This window comes from Aeromicrobium sp. (assembly GCF_025965075.1).
GTDB lineage: Bacteria > Actinomycetota > Actinomycetes > Propionibacteriales > Nocardioidaceae > Aeromicrobium.
Window position 1 is genome coordinate 1 of the sequence record NZ_JAOPXQ010000173.1, and the last position, 16437, is coordinate 16437.

A 16437-nucleotide genomic window follows, 5' to 3' on the forward strand; every position below is an offset into this window, starting at 1 on the left:
CAGCATCGAGTTCCTGCCGCCGTTCGCGGGGGGATGACCCGCAACTGGCATCATGCGGGGGTGCCCCGACTCGGACCGACCCTGCTCTCCCTCGCGCTGGCGGGCGTCATGACCCTCGCGGCCTACACCGACCCCGTGCTCGTGGGCGTCGCGGTGCTGCTGGTCCAGGTGCTGATCGCCGTGGGGCCCGGCCCGGTCGACCGCGCGGGCATCGCGATCGCGTCGCCGCGACTCGTCCCGGTCCTGGTGGCCGGGGTCGTGGCCACCGCCCTGTCCCTCGAGCCCGATCTGCTGACGGGCGCCGACGGCACCTCCACGGACGTCATCGGGATCAGTGACACGGGGGTCTTCGCGGGCGCGATCCCGGGCGTCGCCGCCGCGGTGTTCGTCGCGCTGGTCGCGCAGATGCTCCGCCGGGACGGGCGGACCGACCTGGTGCAGTCGGTCGGCTACGCCGTCCTGCTCAGCGCCACGGCCGTGCTCGCGATCGGTTGGATCGGTGCCGCGCAGTCCATCGGCGGCGCCGCGTGCGTCGCGGTGGCCGCGGCCGGCGTCGGCGCGGGCCTGCTGGCCTGGATGCTGCCGGTCGACCGGTGGATCTGCCTGAGCCTCGCGACGCTTGCCGGCGCGGCGGCCGGAGCCGCGGTCGTCCTGGCGGTCGACTCGATCATGACGGCCTACTTCGGCGTCCTGGTCGGCGCGGCCGCGGCGATCCTGGCGGTCGTGGGCCAGGTCGTGGCGCGGACCGTCGGAGGGCACGGGACCCACCCGTCCGTCGCCTGGGGGTTCCCCGGCGCGATGGCGATCGCCCTCGTCGGGCCCGTCGCCTATCTCGGCGGTCAGCTCGTGACCGCGGCCTGAGGTCCGCATCGCGGTTGACCCGACGGCCCGCGGGGCCCCACCCGTAGACTTCCGGGCATGACAGGCCTGCTGATCCTCCTGGCCGCCGCAGTGGTCACGGTGGTGATCGCGGTGCTGATGCGGTGGAAGAACGGTCGCTTCGCCGAACGCCCCGCCGACGACCGCGAGGTCCTGACCCCCGAGCAGATCGGCGCCCCGCTGGGTGAGCGGGCCACGCTGGTCCAGTTCTCCAGCGCGTTCTGCAGCCCCTGCCGAGCCACGCGCACGCTGCTGACCGACATCGCCGGCCGGCTGGACGGTGTCGTGACGGTCGAGATCGATGCGGAGGCGCACCTCGACCTGGTCCGCGAGCTGCACGTCATGCGGACCCCGACGGTGCTGGTGCTGGACGCCGACGGCGCCGTCTCGACGCGCGCCTCGGGCTTGCCGCGGCGCGACCAGGTGCTGGCGGCGCTCGATCGGGCGGGTGCAAGTCCCGGCTGATCCCCTGCAATGCCGCGGTTCGTGCCACGATGTGGGACGACCATCCACATGTTGAGATATCGACGTGTGTCCCACCCTCGAGGTCTCTACTCTGGACTCATGTTCCGGACGACACACCTGACGCGCCGACGTGCAGTGGACAACTGCCGCACGCGCTCGTCGCTGTGTCGAATGCGCTGACCCCACCAGTAGTCCGTCAGTCCCCGCACTCGCCGGCACGACCCGGCTGTGCCTCCAGCGCAGGAGCATGATGTCCCAGCCCACCCAGGTGGACCCCCGCGGTCTGCGATTCGTCGCGGGCATCACCGCGGTCGTTCTCGCGCTCGTGCTGGCGATCCCGTCGGAGCCCGTCCGGATCGTGCTGCTCGCGGTGCAGGTCGCCGTGTTCGCCGTCGCCGCGTTCATCGGGCTGCAGCGGTCGCCGTACGCGATCGCGTTCGCCCGGCTCGTCCGTCCCCGGATCGGTCCGCCGGCCGCGCTCGAGGACTCCCGCCCGCCGCGGTTCGCCCAGGTCGTGGGCCTGACGTTCACCGCGGTCGCGCTCGTCCTGCTCCTCGCCGGAGCCACGACGGCCGCACTCGTCGCCACGGCGTTCGCCCTCGTGGCGGCCGTCCTCAACGCCGCCATCGGCCTGTGCCTCGGCTGCGAGCTCTACCTGGCGCTGCGCCGGCTCGCGCCGGCCGGGGCCTGAAGACCACACCGTCAACCACACGTCACAACCAACGCCCACCCGGGCACAACGGAGGTACACCATGAGCCGCGAATCTGCGCTCGTCACAGCAGACTGGGTCGAGGAGAACCTCAACGACCCCAAGATCGTCCTCGTCGAGGTCGACGAGGACGTCGAGGCGTACGACAAGGGGCACATCCCCGGAGCCGTCAAGCTCGACTGGAAGAAGGATCTCCAGGACGGCGTCCGTCACGACTTCGTCTCGAAGGAGAAGCTCGAGGCGCTGCTGTCGGCCAAGGGCATCGCCAACGACGACACCCTCGTGTTCTACGGCGGCAACAACAACTGGTTCGCGGCCTACGCGTACTGGTACCTCAAGTACTACGGCCACGACAACCTGCGCCTGCTCGACGGCGGCCGCAAGAAGTGGGAGCTCGACAGCCGTGAGCTGACGACCGACGTCGCCGCGCGTCCCGCCACGACGTACACGGCCAAGGAGGCCGACACGTCGATCCGCGCGTACCGCGACGAGGTCATCGAGGCGATCGGCGTCAAGAACCTCATCGACGTCCGCAGCCCCGACGAGTTCGCCGGCCGCCTGCTGGCCCCCGCGCACGTGCCGCAGGAGGCTGCCCAGATCGGTGGTCACATCCCGACCGCGGGCAACGTCCCGTGGAGCAAGGCCGCGAACGACGACGGCACGTTCAAGAGCGATGACGAGCTCAAGGCGCTCTACGCCGACGCCGGCCTCGACGACGCCAAGGACACCATCGCGTACTGCCGCATCGGCGAGCGCAGCTCGCACACGTGGTTCGTGCTCAAGGAGATCCTGGGCCACGACAACGTCAAGAACTACGACGGCTCGTGGACCGAGTACGGCTCGCTGCGCGGCGTGCCCGTCGCCCTGGGCGACGAGCCGGGTGTCGCCTGATGTGCGGCGCGATCAAGGGCGGCCCCTCGCTCGAGGGCGTCGACGTCCAGAACCAGGCCGTCATCCAGGGTGTCGTCACGCGTGACGGCCAGCCGGTCGGCAACGCGTACGTCCGTCTGCTCGATCGCACGGGCGAGTTCACCGCCGAGGTCCCGACCTCGGCGACGGGCCAGTTCCGGTTCTTCGCCGGTCCCGGCGACTGGACGTTGCGTACGTTGGCGCCGCGGTCGGTGTCGGTCGACAACGCCGTGACGGCCGCCACCGGCGTCGTCGCGGAGGTCGCCGTCGCGGTCTGACGACCACCCCCGACACGTCGCGGGATGTGCCCGGCTCCGGCCGGGCGCATCCCGCTTCGTCGTCTTCGGCGACGGTCCCCGGTACGCCCTGCTATTCAGGGCGTAACCACGGGCTCCCACGGTCGTTGAACGGGGTGGACCCTGGGTCGGTGCGAGCGAAGCTGTGCACCGACCGTCCGGGGGACGCCACCTCGTAGCCCCTGGGAGTCATGCATGATCACACTTCGGCTCGCCGCCGCCGCCCTCGTGGCCGGCGCCGCCACCCTGCTCTCCTCCGGCGCGGCACAGGCCTACCCCGACTCGCCCAACGTCGTCATCACGATCCCCGACTCCGTGATCTACGGCGGCGACACGTTCGACTACACCGCCTCCGCCGATGTCGAGTGCGACTGGACCGTGACCTATGAGCAGTCTGTCGGCGCCAAGACGCAGACCGGCTCGGGCGATGCCATCTCGGGCACGTTCGACACGAAGGTCGTCAGCAAGACGTACAAGTCGCCGGTCACAGCCCTGTGCAAGTACGACGACGACGTCCCGGCCGTCTCGGCCGAGATCGTCACGTCGAACCAGGTGAGCCCGGCGTTCTTCTCGACCGGGAGCGGCGACGTCCTGCAGGCAGCAGCGCAGGAGGCCTCGGCCTCCGCCGTCGTGACCCTGCTCCCGCGCGGGGCGGCCGTCCCCGCGGCCGACAACGGGGCGCTGCCCGACACCGGCGGCTCCAACCTGTGGATCCTCGTCGCGGGTGGCGGGCTGCTCCTGGTCGGCGGCGGCCTGACGTATGTCGCCCGCCGGCGCATCTCGGCCCGCTGAGCTCCCGGGCGTCGAGCGCGTCGTGAGGTCAGCGTCGTACGCTCGTCGCCGCCGTCGGCCCTGGTACCGCAAGATCTCCCGCGACCGCGTCCTCCTGGGGCTGCTGGGCGTGCTGGTCCTGCTGCTGGTCGTCTTCGGCTTCCAGGCGTGGCGGGCGACGCAGTCCCTGCGGCTCGCCGCCAACCAGGCCGAGCTGCTGCAGAACCAGGTCGTGGCCGGCGACGACGCCGGTGCCCGGTCCACGTTGCTGGGGCTGCGGGAGTCGACCGAGCGGGCTCGCGCGATGACCGACGGCATGCTGTGGGACGTCGGCGCGAGCATGCCCCTCCTGGGCCGCAACATCGCCGCCGTGCAGACCGTCGCACGGGTGGCCGACCAGGTCACGACCGAGGCGCTCCCGCCGGTCGTCAAGCTCGCCAAGCAGATCAACCTCAAGACGTTCAGCCCGCAGCGGGGCACGGTCGACCTGGCCGCAGTGCGCCGCATCGCGCCCTCCCTGGCGGCGGCCGAGGAGGCCCTCAGCACCGCCGATCACACGCTCGCCACGATCGACGTGGGCTCGCTCCTGGTTCCGCTGCGCGGACCCGTCGGGGACGTCCAGGCCAAGATCGATGGCGCCGCCGACGCCACGGCAGCCAGCGAGCTGGCGTCCCGCCTGCTGCCGCCGATGCTGGGCGAGCGGGGCACCCGCCGCTACCTGCTGCTGATCCAGAACAACGCCGAGGTGCGCTCGACGGGGGGCATCCCGGGCTCGTTCGCGATCGTCACGGCCCGCAACGGGCGACTGTCGATGGGCAGGCAGGGCGGCTACGCCGACCTGCCGCAGCTCAGCAGCCCCGCCGTGCCCATGACCGACGACGAGGCGACGACGTTCCCGACGACCCTCGTGAAGGACATCCGCGACGTCAACGTCACGCCGGACTTCCCGCGCACGGGCCAGATCGCGACGGCCCTGGCCAAGAAGGGGCTCGACACCGAGGTCGACGGTGTGATCTCGGTCGACCCCGTCGCGATGAGCTATCTGCTCGGCGGGACGGGCCCGGTGTCGCTGGGGCAGGGGGTCGTCCTGGACCAGGCCACCGCGGTCGACGCGATGCTCAGCAAGACGTACCTCCTGCTCGAGCCGGCGCAGCAGGACGAGGTCTTCAAGATCGCGGCCCGGGCGATCTTCGACGCGGTCAAGGCCGGCAAGGGCGACGCGCGCCTCGTCGTCAGCGGGCTGGTGCAGGCGGCAGCCGAGAACCGCCTCATGGTGTGGTCGGCGAAGGACGCCGAGCAGCGGGAGATCGCGACGACGGGGCTGTCCGGCGCGCTCGCGGGCGACGACGGGCGCACCCCCCACGTCGGGGTCTACCTGGGCGACGCGGCCTCCACCAAGATGGAGTACTACCTCGACCAGACCACGACCGCGACCTCCCAGCGGTGCCTGACCGGCGATGTGCAGGAGATCGTCACGTCCACCACCCTGCGGTCCAACGCGCCGGACAACGCGGCCAAGCTCCCGACCTCGGTGACCGGCGACGGTCGCTACACGCCGCGGGGGACGATGCGGCTCCTGGTCCGGCTGATCGCGCCGTACGGTGGCGGGTTCACCGAGGTGAAGCTGGACGGCAAGCCCCAGACGGTCTACGCGGACTCCCTCAAGGGGCGCAACGTGACCAAGGTGCTGCTGACGGTCGAGCCCGGCCGGACCCACACGATCACGACGTCGATGATCTCGGGCCAGGGCCAGGACCGGCCGGCGATCCTGTCCACGACGCCCGGCGTGCAGCTGACCCGCAACGACGTGCCGGTCCCCAGCGCGTGCTCGTGAGCCGGCCGCCGGTCAGACCTCGAGGACCAGCGTCGTCGGCCCGTCGTTGGTCAGCGTGATCTGCATGTCGGCGCCGAACACGCCCTCGGCCACCGTCGCGCCGAGCCGGCGCAGCGCGGAGCAGAACTCCGCGTAGAGCGGCTCGGCGACCGCACCGGGAGCCGCCGCGGTCCAGGTGGGGCGCCGCCCCTTGCGCGTGTCGCCGTACAACGTGAACTGGCTGACCACGAGGATCCCCGCACCGACCTCCTCGGCAGAGCGCTCGTCACGGAGGATGCGCAGGTTCCAGATCTTGGCCGCCAGCCGCGTCGCGGCCTCGGCCGTGTCGTCGTGGGTGACGCCCAGCAGCACCATGAGGCCCGTGCCGATCTCGCCGACGGTCTCGCAACCCACGTCGACCCGCGCCCGTGTGACCCGCTGCACCACCGCTCTCATGCGCCGAGCCTAGTGGCCGCCAGTAGAGTGGAGATCATGCCGTTCGAGATCCCGTCCGACCTCCACCCCGACCTCATGCCGGTCGTGTGGCTCCTCGGCAGCTGGCACGGCAACGGCCAGGGCGACTACCCCACGATCGAGCCGTTCTCCTACGAGCAGGACGTCGTCTTCGCGCACGACACCCGGCCGTTCCTGCACTACTTCAGCCGCACCTGGATCACCGACGAGGCGGGTGAGCGGATTCGCCCCGGTGCCCTCGAGACGGGTTTCCTGCGCCCCGCCGGCGAGGGCCAGCTCGAGCTCGTCCTGGCGCACCCGACCGGCTACGCCGAGATCTGGTACGGCGAGGTCGACGGCCCGCGCGTGACGCTCGCGACCGATCTGGTCGCCCGCACGTCGACGGCCAAGGAGTACACCGCGGGACAGCGGATGTACGGGCTCGTCGAGGGCGACCTGATGTACGCCTACGACATGGCCGCCGAGGGCCAGGAGATGCAGTCCCACCTGTGGGGGCGACTGCAACGTGTCTGAGAGCCCACTCCTCGCACTGCACGGTGCCGTCAAGGGCGATGCCCCCGACGGTGGCGTCGCAGCGCACTACGGCGCGATCTCAGCCGAGCAGCGCCGCCTGGTCGACGGCGGGACCTTCGTCGACATGTCCCACCGCGACGTCGTGACGATCAGCGGCCCGGACCGGCTGTCGTGGCTGCACTCCCTGACGACCCAGTTCCTGGAGAACCTCGCCCCGGGAGTCCCGACCGAGGTCCTCCTGCTGTCGCCGCAGGGCCGCATCGAGCACGGCTTCTCCGGCGTCGACGACGGCGAGACGTTCTGGGCGCACACCGAGCCGGGTGCCGGTGCGGCGCTCGTCGCGTTCCTCGACCGCATGCGCTTCATGCTCCGGGTCGAGGTCGCCCTCGTCTCCGACGAGCACGCGGTCATCGGCCTGCCCGGGCAGACGTGGCGCATCGTGCCGCGCTCCTCGCTGGTCGACCTGCCCGCCGAGCTGGGTGACCCGGTCGGGCTGTGGGCCTGGGAGGCCCTGCGGATCGAGGCCGGGCGCGTCCGGGTCGGGCTCGACACCGACGATCGGACGATCCCCAACGAGGCCGGGCTGCTCGGTGTCGCGGTGCACCTCGACAAGGGCTGCTACCGCGGTCAGGAGACCGTCGCCCGCGTGCACACACTGGGCCGCCCCCCGCGCCGGCTCGTGCTGCTGCACCTCGACGGTTCGGTCGACCACCTGCCCCCGCACGGCGCGGAGGTGACGCTCGACGGCAAGCAGGTCGGCACCGTCGGGACCGCCGCACGCCACCACGAGCTCGGACCGATCGCCCTCGCCCTGGTCAAGCGCAACGTCGACGTCGGCGCGACCCTGCTGGCCGACGGCGTGTCGGCGGCCCAGGAGGCGCTGGTCGACCCCGAGGCGGGCCTGCACGTGCGCCCGGTGCTGTCCTGATGACGGCCCACCGCTTCGCGATCCTGACGGTCTGCACCGCCAACATCTGCCGCTCGCCCCTCATGGAGATCCTGCTGCGCGCGCAGCTGGACGAGACCCGGTTCGAGGTCGCCAGCGCCGGGGTCCGCGGCTGGGACCAGCAGCCGATGGACACCATGGCGCAGATGGAGCTCCTGCGGCTCGGCCACTCCGCCGACGACTTCCGCTCGCACGCGATCGACTCCTATCTCGTCGACTCGGCCGATCTGGTCGTGACCGCGACCCGCGCGCACCGCTCGGACATCCTCGCGGTCAACCCGCAGGCGCTGCGTCGGACGTTCACCCTCGTCGAGTTCGCCGCCCTGACCGGGCTGGTCGAGGCGACCACCCCACGCGAGCTCGTCGCTCAGGCGGCGCTGCGCCGCAGCCTCGCGCCGTCCGACGCCGACATCGGGGACCCCTACCGTCGCGGCCCCGACGTGCACCGGGCCGTCGCCGACCAGATCGCCGCCGGGGTCGCCACGATCAGCGACCGGCTCAACGCGCTGCGCCCCGAGCCCGTCCGCACCTAGCCCCTCCGGGCCCCGCCGCGGACCTTCTCGCCGGCCGCCCGCGCGAAGTACTCCGGGCCGTACCCGTAGCCGTACCCGTATCCGTAGCGGGACAGCTCCTTGACGGGGGACATGCTGAGGACCGTGCCCAGCAGCCGGGCGCCGACCGACTCCAGCCGGCGGACCGCCGACGTGACGGCCTCACGACCGGTCTCGCCGTGCCTGACGACGAGGATCGCGCCGTCCGACAGGGACGCCAGCAGGGAGGCGTCGGTGACCGGCAGCAGCGGGGGAGCGTCGATCAGGACGATGTCGTAGCGCTGGCGCAGCTCGGACACGAGCGTCCGCATGGCGTCGGTCTGCAGGATCTCGGACGGATTGGGCGGCAGCGCGCCGCTCGTGAGCACGTCGAGGCCCGGCGTGCCGGTCGGCTGCAGCGCGGCGTCGAGCGTGACCCGTCCGACGAGGACCGTCGTGAGCCCGACCGACTTCTCGATGCCGAGGTACTCCGCGACCCGGGGCCGGCGGAGGTCGCCCTCGACGAGGGCCACGCGGGTGCCGGTCTGTGCCAGCGCGATCGCCAGGTTGCAGGCCGTCGTCGACTTGCCCTCGCCGGCCACCGAGCTCGTGATGGTGATGACGCGGCGGTCGCGGTCGATGTCCAGGAACTGCAGGTTGGTTCGCAGGATCCGGACCGCCTCGAACCGCGGGTGGTGCGTGCCGAGCGACGTGATGAGCGGGGTCTGGATCGCCGCCCGGTCGTACGCGATGGCGCCCAGGACCGGCGCGCCGGCAACCTGCTCGAGGTCGGTGGGGACCCGGATCCCGGTGTCGCGGGCCTGACGGAGCGCCGCGACGGCGATGCCGACCGCGAGCCCGATCAGTGCGCCCAGCGCGATCCACAGGCCCCGGTGCGGGCTCGACGGGGCCGACGGGACGTCGGCCTTCTCGACGACGGTCGCGATGAGGCTGGTGTCCTGTGCCTTGACCCAGGTCAGGAACGCGGCGGCAGCGGTCTCGCTGACCCGTGCGGCGTCGTCGGCGCTGTCGCGGGTCGCGGTGATCCGCACGACGGAGGTGTCCTCAACGACCGCTGCGGTCAGGTCGTCGTCGAGGGCCCCGATGCCGTTCGAGGTGCCCAGGTCGTCGGCGACGACCGTCGCGATGCCGCGACCGTCGACCACGTGGGCGTACGACTCGACGGTCCGCTCGGCCGGTGCCGAGGTGCTGCTGGCGTCGGGCGGGGAGATCAGCACGTCGGTGTGGGCGGCGTAGCGCGGTGTCGCGAGCGACGTGGCGAGAGCGGCGACGCCGGCCCCCACCAGCGCCAGCACGAGGATCGATGGCCACCGCCGCAACAGCGTCTTCAGCACGTGATGATCTCCTTGGCCCTCGCCCTCGACCCTGGCGGGCGATCGGTGCGCCCAGATTACGGTATGCGGCACCCGCCCACGGCCCGTATGCGGCTACGCGGGGGCGTACTGAGGCGCATCACACCCTCCGCGGGTTTCACCGAACCCGGGGTCGACCGATACCGTGAAGGTGAGCGCGCTCGTTCCCTCACGACCCAGGCATGCATGTGGCTGTCGACAGGTTGCACGGGATTCGACCGATCTGGTCCCGCGCTGTCTATCCAGGAGCACCCATGAGCACCGAACTGTCCACAGAGCAGCCCACCGACGTTCCCGCCGTCCCCAACTTCGCCGACCTCGGCCTGATCGACGTCCTCGTCGAGCGGCTGTCGTCGCTCGGCTACGAGACGCCGACCCCGATCCAGGCCCGTGCGATCCCGACGATGCTCGAGGGCAAGGACGTCGTCGGCCTCGCCCAGACCGGCACCGGCAAGACCGCGGCGTTCGCGCTGCCGATCCTGCAGAAGATCGACCCCAAGAACAGCAAGACCCAGGCGATCGTGCTGGCCCCGACCCGTGAGCTCGCGCTCCAGGTCTGCGAGGCCATCACGACGTACGCCGTCAACCTGCCCGGCATCCGCGTGCTGCCGGTCTACGGCGGCCAGGGCTACGGCTTCCAGCTGCAGGGCCTGCAGCGGGGCGCGCACATCGTCGTCGGCACCCCCGGCCGGGTCATCGACCACCTGGAGCGCGGCAGCCTCGACCTGACGGCGCTGGAGTTCCTGGTCCTCGACGAGGCCGACGAGATGCTCAACATGGGCTTCGCGGAGGACGTCGAGCGCATCCTCGCCGACACGCCCGAGTACAAGCAGGTCGCGTTGTTCTCGGCCACGATGCCGAAGATGATCCGCAGCCTGGCCAAGAAGTACCTGCACGATCCGGTCGACATCGCGACCCCCAAGGCCACGACGTCGACCGCGACGGTCCGCCAGCGCTGGATCCAGGTCTCGCACCACCACAAGGTCGACGCCCTGACGCGCCTGCTCGAGGTCGAGACCGGCGACGGCATGATCGTCTTCGTCCGCACCAAGTCCGCCACCGAGGAGCTCGCCGACAAGCTGCGCACCCGCGGCTACACCGCCGCCGCCCTCAACGGCGACCTGGTCCAGGCCCAGCGCGAGCGCACCGTCGCCCAGCTCAAGGGCGGGCAGATCGACATCATCGTGGCGACCGACGTCGCCGCCCGCGGCCTCGACGTCGAGCGCATCACGCACGTCATCAACTACGACATCCCGCACGACACCGAGGCGTACGTCCACCGCATCGGCCGCACGGGCCGCGCCGGCCGCACCGGCGAGGCGATCCTCTTCGTCACGCCGCGCGAGCGTCGCATGCTGTCAGCGATCGAGAAGGTGTCGGGTCGCCCCGTCGAGGAGATGAGCGTCCCGAGCGCCGAGGAGGTCAACGAGCGCCGCACCGGCCGCTTCGCGCAGGCCATCACCTCGAGCATGGGCTCGCTGCAGTTCCACGCGTTCCGCACGCTGGTCGAGGAGTACGCCGCCGAGAACGACGTCTCGATGACCGACGTCGCCGCGGCCCTGGCGGTCATGAGCCAGGCCGACAAGGAGTTCTTCCTGCGGCCCGACCCGCCGAAGGCCCAGGCGCGGGCCCGCGACTTCGAGCCGCGGCCCAAGCCGGCCGGTTACGAGCGTTCGGACCGGCTGCCGGCCGAGGGTGCCGCGGTCTACCGCGTCGCGGTCGGCAAGCGGCACAAGATCGGCCCGTCCGCGATCGTCGGCGCGCTGGCCAACGAGGGCAGCCTCAAGCGGTCGGACTTCGGCAAGATCACGATCGGCCAGGACCACACCCTGGTCGAGCTCCCGGCGGACCTGCCCGACGCGGTGTTCGAGGCGCTGGCCAACACCCGCATCTCCGGCAAGCTCATCGACCTGCAGCCCGACTCGGGACCGCCGATCAAGCGTTCCCGCGAGGACCGCAAGGGCAAGCCGTACGAGAAGAAGACCCACGAGAAGCGGCCCTACCCGTCCAAGGCGCCGGCCGACAAGAAGCCGTACGGCAAGAAGCCCTACGACAAGTCGGCGACCTCCGAGGGCACTCCGACCCGAAAGCCCCGGCACAAGTGAGTCCGCGAAACTAGACTGGCTGTCTTCCGACGATCAGGACGAGGTGACGGATGTTCCTGCTGGACAACGTTTCGCGGCGTTACGACTGGGGCTCGTCCTCGGACATCCCGCGGTTCCTGGGCCAGGAGCCCGACGGCGGCCCGATGGCCGAGATCTGGATGGGGACGCACCCGCTCGCACCGTCGACCGTCGTCGCCGACGAGCCGGCTTTGCTCGTCGACATCGCCGGTGAGCTGCCGTTCCTGCTCAAGATCCTCGCCGCCGACCGGCCGCTGTCGCTGCAGGTGCACCCCAACGAGGCGATGGCCCGGGCCGGGTTCGCCGCCGAGGACGCCGCCGGGGTGCCGGTCGACGCCCCGGAGCGGACCTACCGGGACCCGCACCACAAGCCGGAAATGGCCTACGCCCTGACGACGTTCGACACTTTGGTGGGCTTCCGGCCCACCGCCGAGATCCTTCGGGTCCTGCACGGCATCGCGACGCCGCTGGCCCGGAGCCTCGCCGAGGAGCTGCACGCGGCTCCCGGGTTCACGGGGATCGTCCGGCTCGTGGAGCGGCTGCTGACCGACGGCGTCGCCGCCGACGAGATCGCGGCCGTCGTCGAGGCGTGCCGCGAGCTCGTGGACGCCGGCTTCGACGTCAAGCGGGCGTACGCCACGGTCGTCGAGGTTGCCGAGTTCTATCCCGACGACGTCGGCGTCATCATCTCGCTGACGCTCAACCGGCTGACGCTGCAGCCGGGGGAGGCGGCGTTCCTCGGCACCGGCATCATCCATGCCCACCTGCGGGGCATGTGCCTCGAGGTCATGGCGTCGTCGGACAACGTCCTGCGCGCCGGGCTGACGAGCAAGCCGCTCAACCCCGAGGGGCTCGTCAAGTGCCTCGACAAGGGGATGTCCCGGCTCGCGCGGGTGACCCCCGAGCCGTTCGGCTTCTCGACCGACGTGTTCAACCCCGACGTCGAGGAGTTCGCGCTCGCGGTCAGCCAGTGCTCCAAGGCCGAGCCGGGCGGCACGCTCCTGCCGCCGGCCGGGCAGCGCCTCGTCGTCTGCACGGGTGGCGAGGTCGAGCTGATCAACGCCGCGGGCGACCACCTCAAGCTCGGTCGCGGCGACTCGGCCTACGCCGGGCCCGAGGACGGGGCCCTGCACGTCGTCGGCACCGGCGAGGTCGCGCAGGCCTACACGCCGATCCCGGGCTCCGCCTCGGGCGAGCTGGTGGACATCCTCGTCCCCGGCGGCGTCCGTCCCCTGGCCTGAGCCCAGCGGGGTCGGCGGGTCAGAGGAGGTCGGTGCGGCCGCGGCCGCGGAGCTCGGCCACGACCTCCTTGACCTGCTGGGCGTGGGCCCGGGTCGTCACGAGCAGGGCGTCGGCGGTGCGGACCACGACGACGTCGCGCAGCCCGATGACGGCGATCGTGGTCCCGTCGGCCGCGATCGCGAGTCCGTCGGAGTCGACCCAGACGGTGTCGGTCGACGACGCGGCGCCGACGTCCTGCAGCGCGGCGAAGTCACCGACGTCGTCCCACGTGAACGTCCCCGGCACGACCGCCATGCCGCCCTCGAGCGACACCGGTTCGGCGATCGCGTGGTCGATCGCGATCTTGGTCAGCGTCGGCCACGCGGCCTCGAGGACCTCCTGGCTACGGTCGGTCGTCCAGGCGTCCGCGATGCCCACCAGCCCGTCGTGCAGGCCCGGCTGGAGCCGGGCGAGGTGGCCGAGCAGGACGTCGGTGCGGGTCACGAACATCCCGCCGTTCCAGCTGTGCGAGCCGCTCGCGACGTACGCCACCGCGGTGGCCTCGTCGGGTTTCTCGACGAACGCCGACACGGCCCGGGCCGAGCCGGCGCCCTCGACCACGAGCGGCGCACCGGACTCGATGTAGCCGAACGCCGTGGAGGGCCCGGTGGGGGTGATGCCGATCGTCGTGATCAGGCCCGTCCGCGCGACGGCGACGGCCTGCTCGATCGCGTCGGCGAACGCCGCCTGCTCGTCGATGATGTGGTCCGCGGCGAACGAGGCGATGATCGCGTCGGGGTCGCTGGCACCGATGACGGCGGCGGCCAGCCCGATCGCGGGCATCGAGTCGCGGGGGGAGGGCTCGACGAACAGCCCGGTCAGCTCGGGCAGCTGCTCGCGGATCGCGTCGGCGTGGGCGGCTCCGGTCACGACGTGGATGCGCTCGGCCGGGATCAGCTCGTGGAGCCGGTCCCAGGTCTGCTGCAGCAGGGAGCGGCCGGAGCCGTCCAGGTCGAGCAGGAACTTGGGCCGACCGGCCCGCGACAGGGGCCACAGGCGGGTGCCGGCTCCGCCCGCGGGGATGACGGCATGGAACGACTCGAGGCTCACGGGCATCGCATCATGGTAGCGACGAGCCGTCTCCGTCACGGCGGTCGCCGGTGTGACCTTCCCGATGGCTGCAGCACCCCCGACCGCACGACATACAGTGACGGCGTGGATGTCCTTGCCGAGGTGGTGCGTTCAGGGCTCGTCGAGAGCCGTCATCGTGGGGTCGCGGTCGGCGTCGACCCGGGCGGCGACGTCGTGTGGTCGTGGGGCGATCCGGGGACCGTCGTCTTCCCGCGCTCGAGCAACAAGCCGATCCAGGCGCTGGGGATGCTGCGCGCCGGGCTGCCGCTCGAGGGCCGGCTGCTCGCGATCGCGGCGGCGAGTCACTCCGGGGAGCAGTTCCACCTGGCCGCCGTCCGCGAGATCCTCGCCCTGGCCGAGCTCGACGAGTCCGCGCTGCAGACCCCTCCGTCGTACCCGCTCGACCCGCACGTGCACGCCGACTGGCTGCGGGCCGGCGGTGTCCGCGAGCCGATCTGCATGGACTGCTCCGGCAAGCACGCCGCGATGCTGCTGACGTGCGTCGTCAACGACTGGCCGACCGACACCTACCTCGATCCGGAGCACCCGCTCCAGCGCCTCATCACCGCGACGTTCACCGAGCTGACCGACGGTCCGCCGTCCGTCATCGGGATCGACGGCTGCGGGGCGCCGCTGCTCGCGACGCCCCTGCAGCAGCTCGCCCGCGCCGTGGGCCGCATCGTGCAGGGGGCGCCGGGCAGCCACGAGGCCCGGCTCGTCGCCGCGATGGTCGCGCACCCCGACCATGTCAGCGGCACGACCCGGTGGGAGCACTCGCTGATGCGCGCGTTCCCCGGGCTGGTCGCGAAGTCCGGCGCCGAGAGCGTCTTCGTGACGGGACTGCCGGACGGGTCGGCGTACGCACTCAAGATCGAGGACGGCGGCGAGCGGCCGCTCAACTCTGTGATGGGTCGGGTGCTCGAGCTGGCCGGTCTGGACGCCGCGGTCCTGCACGAGCGACCCGTCGTCCTGGGCGGCGGCAAGCAGGTCGGCGAGGTCCGTACGACCTTCTGACCTGTGTAAACGTCAGTTGTGACTCAGGTCGCAAGCAGTTCTGCTTGCATTTGCTAACTATTGCAAGCAGGGTGGAGTCATGGCCAAGTTGAGCATGCAGAAGACCGTCGAGGGACTCGGCGACTACCTGCGTGAGCAGCGGGGTCAGGCGCAGATGTCGCTTCGACAGCTGGCCGAGCTCACGGATGTGTCCAATCCGTATCTCAGCCAGATCGAGCGGGGACTGCGTCGACCGTCGGCCGAGGTCCTGCAGCAGATCGCGAAAGCGTTGAGGATCTCCGCCGAGTCGCTCTACGTCCGCGCCGGCATCCTCGATGCCGACGAGAGCGGAGCCCGCATGGTCGAGGACGCCATCGCCCTCGACCCGCGGCTCACCGAGCGTCAGAAGACCGCGATGCTCGACATCTATCGCTCCTTCGTCGGCACCGACGAGGCAACGGACAGCGAGCTGGCCGCGACCGTGACAGAAGCCAACCAGGAGGAACCATGACCATCACAGACACCATCAACGCCCAGGTGAAGTCCATCGTCGACGACGTCAAGACGTTGCAGGACACGCTGAAGAAGCTCGACGTCTCGGACCTGCAGAAGCAGGCCCAGGGCATCGCCCAGACCGCCCTCGGCACCGCCACCAGCGCGTACGCCGACCTGGCCAAGCGCAGCGAGAAGCTCGTCGACCAGGCCAACAAGAGCGTCGAGGACTACACCAAGCAGGCCCGTGAGTTCGCCGACGAGGCGCAGAAGCGTGCCGAGCAGCTCGTGACCGACGCCAAGACGCAGGTCACCAAGGTGACCTCGAAGGCGCCGACGACGCTCCGCAAGGGTGCCGAGAAGGTCGACACGACGGTCAAGAAGACGCCCGAGCCGGCCAGGAAGGCTCCCGCGGAGAAGGCTCCGGCCGCGAAGAAGGCTCCCGCGAAGAAGGCTCCGGCCAAGAAGACGACCCCGGCTGCCAAGAAGGCGCCGGCGGCGACCAAGACCGCTGCCAAGAAGGCGCCGGCGGCGACCACGACCGCTGCCAAGAAGGCCCCGGCGGCGACCAAGACCGCCACCAAGAAGGCCACCCCGGCCACCCCGGCCACCCCCGCCGCCACCGCCGCGACGCCGGCCGCCAAGAAGGCGACCCCGGCTCCGGCTTCAGAGACCCCGGCCGCCAAGCAGTCCTGACGTAGCCCACGCAGAGGCGGGTCCCCGGTGACGGGGGCTCGCCGCTGCCGCGTGGACCGGTAGCCTTCGGGCATGTTCGAGATCCAGGGCGGGGCGCTGCTC

18 protein-coding genes are annotated in these 16437 nt (G+C 71.4%); 15 read left to right on the top strand and 3 right to left on the bottom strand.

Annotation, left to right across the window (positions count from 1 at the left end; all coding sequences use genetic code 11):
• The first annotated feature begins 60 nt into the window (after positions 1-60).
• From JWQ91_RS10550 to JWQ91_RS10580, 7 genes are all read left to right on the top strand, one after another.
• The gene (locus JWQ91_RS10550) at positions 61-861 is read left to right on the top strand and encodes a hypothetical protein (RefSeq protein WP_297783404.1); all 801 of its coding nucleotides are present in this window, start codon (positions 61-63) and stop codon (positions 859-861) included.
• A gap of 57 nt (positions 862-918) precedes the next feature.
• Positions 919-1344 carry a thioredoxin family protein gene (locus tag JWQ91_RS10555; protein WP_297783407.1) on the top strand — a complete coding sequence of 142 codons (426 nt, stop codon included), beginning with the start codon at positions 919-921 and terminating at the stop codon, positions 1342-1344.
• A 250-nt stretch (positions 1345-1594) separates the two neighbouring features.
• Positions 1595-2035 carry a DUF4395 domain-containing protein gene (locus tag JWQ91_RS10560; protein ID WP_297783410.1) on the top strand — a complete coding sequence of 147 codons (441 nt, stop codon included), beginning with the start codon at positions 1595-1597 and terminating at the stop codon, positions 2033-2035.
• A gap of 61 nt (positions 2036-2096) precedes the next feature.
• A complete protein-coding gene (locus tag JWQ91_RS10565) occupies positions 2097-2945 on the top strand; it encodes a sulfurtransferase (protein WP_297783413.1) in 849 nt (282 codons plus the stop codon).
• Positions 2945-3241 carry a DUF1416 domain-containing protein gene (locus JWQ91_RS10570; RefSeq protein ID WP_297783416.1) on the top strand — a complete coding sequence of 99 codons (297 nt, stop codon included), beginning with the start codon at positions 2945-2947 and terminating at the stop codon, positions 3239-3241. Before JWQ91_RS10565 ends, JWQ91_RS10570 begins: the two co-directional genes overlap by 1 nt.
• A 213-nt stretch (positions 3242-3454) precedes the next feature.
• Entirely contained in the window at positions 3455-4051 is a 597-nt protein-coding gene (locus JWQ91_RS10575) for an LPXTG cell wall anchor domain-containing protein (protein ID WP_297783419.1), read from the top strand.
• 22 nt (positions 4052-4073) lie between these two features.
• Entirely contained in the window at positions 4074-5864 is a 1791-nt protein-coding gene (locus tag JWQ91_RS10580; RefSeq protein ID WP_297783422.1) for a DUF4012 domain-containing protein, read from the top strand.
• A gap of 12 nt (positions 5865-5876) precedes the next feature.
• On the opposite strand, the gene dtd is transcribed toward JWQ91_RS10580, so the two are convergent.
• Entirely contained in the window at positions 5877-6299 is a 423-nt protein-coding gene (gene dtd, locus JWQ91_RS10585) for a D-aminoacyl-tRNA deacylase (RefSeq protein WP_297783426.1), read from the bottom strand.
• Between the two features lie 36 nt (positions 6300-6335).
• Here dtd and JWQ91_RS10590 point away from each other — a divergent pair, with 36 nt between their 5' ends.
• From JWQ91_RS10590 to JWQ91_RS10600, 3 genes are read left to right on the top strand one after another with little or no spacing between them, the layout of a single operon-like run.
• Positions 6336-6830, top strand: a complete 495-nt coding sequence (locus tag JWQ91_RS10590) for an FABP family protein (protein WP_297783429.1) — start codon at positions 6336-6338, stop codon at positions 6828-6830.
• A complete protein-coding gene (locus JWQ91_RS10595; protein WP_297783432.1) occupies positions 6823-7758 on the top strand; it encodes a glycine cleavage T C-terminal barrel domain-containing protein in 936 nt (311 codons plus the stop codon). The genes JWQ91_RS10590 and JWQ91_RS10595 overlap by 8 nt, the downstream gene beginning before the upstream one ends.
• Positions 7758-8309 (top strand): hypothetical protein, encoded by a 552-nt coding sequence (locus JWQ91_RS10600; RefSeq protein ID WP_297783435.1) that lies wholly within the window; start codon positions 7758-7760, stop codon positions 8307-8309. Before JWQ91_RS10595 ends, JWQ91_RS10600 begins: the two co-directional genes overlap by 1 nt.
• Here JWQ91_RS10600 and JWQ91_RS10605 read toward each other — a convergent pair.
• Complete coding sequence (locus JWQ91_RS10605) at positions 8306-9661, bottom strand: polysaccharide biosynthesis tyrosine autokinase (protein ID WP_297783438.1); 1356 nt, start codon at positions 9659-9661, stop codon at positions 8306-8308. The two genes, JWQ91_RS10600 and JWQ91_RS10605, sit on opposite strands and share 4 nt — an antisense overlap.
• 272 nt (positions 9662-9933) lie before the next feature.
• On the opposite strand from JWQ91_RS10605, the gene JWQ91_RS10610 reads away from it, so the two are divergent.
• Together JWQ91_RS10610 and manA are read left to right on the top strand one after the other, a co-directional pair.
• A complete protein-coding gene (locus JWQ91_RS10610) occupies positions 9934-11784 on the top strand; it encodes a DEAD/DEAH box helicase (RefSeq protein ID WP_297783440.1) in 1851 nt (616 codons plus the stop codon).
• A gap of 50 nt (positions 11785-11834) precedes the next feature.
• Positions 11835-13043: a mannose-6-phosphate isomerase, class I gene (gene manA / locus JWQ91_RS10615; protein WP_297783442.1), complete on the top strand. Its 1209-nt coding sequence runs from the start codon at positions 11835-11837 to the stop codon at positions 13041-13043.
• A gap of 19 nt (positions 13044-13062) precedes the next feature.
• Here manA and JWQ91_RS10620 read toward each other — a convergent pair whose 3' ends face one another.
• Positions 13063-14139: a mannose-1-phosphate guanylyltransferase gene (locus tag JWQ91_RS10620; RefSeq protein WP_297783445.1), complete on the bottom strand. Its 1077-nt coding sequence runs from the start codon at positions 14137-14139 to the stop codon at positions 13063-13065.
• A gap of 99 nt (positions 14140-14238) precedes the next feature.
• On the opposite strand from JWQ91_RS10620, the gene JWQ91_RS10625 reads away from it, so the two are divergent.
• The 3 genes from JWQ91_RS10625 to JWQ91_RS10635 all read left to right on the top strand — a co-directional run bounded on the left by JWQ91_RS10625 (position 14239) and on the right by JWQ91_RS10635 (position 16335).
• On the top strand, positions 14239-15168 hold the full coding sequence (locus tag JWQ91_RS10625) for an asparaginase (protein WP_297783448.1): 930 nt from the start codon (positions 14239-14241) through the stop codon (positions 15166-15168).
• 79 nt (positions 15169-15247) lie between these two features.
• Positions 15248-15658, top strand: coding sequence for a helix-turn-helix domain-containing protein (locus tag JWQ91_RS10630; protein ID WP_297783451.1), 411 nt, complete (start codon positions 15248-15250; stop codon positions 15656-15658).
• Positions 15655-16335, top strand: coding sequence for a hypothetical protein (locus JWQ91_RS10635; RefSeq protein WP_297783453.1), 681 nt, complete (start codon positions 15655-15657; stop codon positions 16333-16335). Before JWQ91_RS10630 ends, JWQ91_RS10635 begins: the two co-directional genes overlap by 4 nt.
• Positions 16336-16437: the final 102 nt, after the last annotated feature.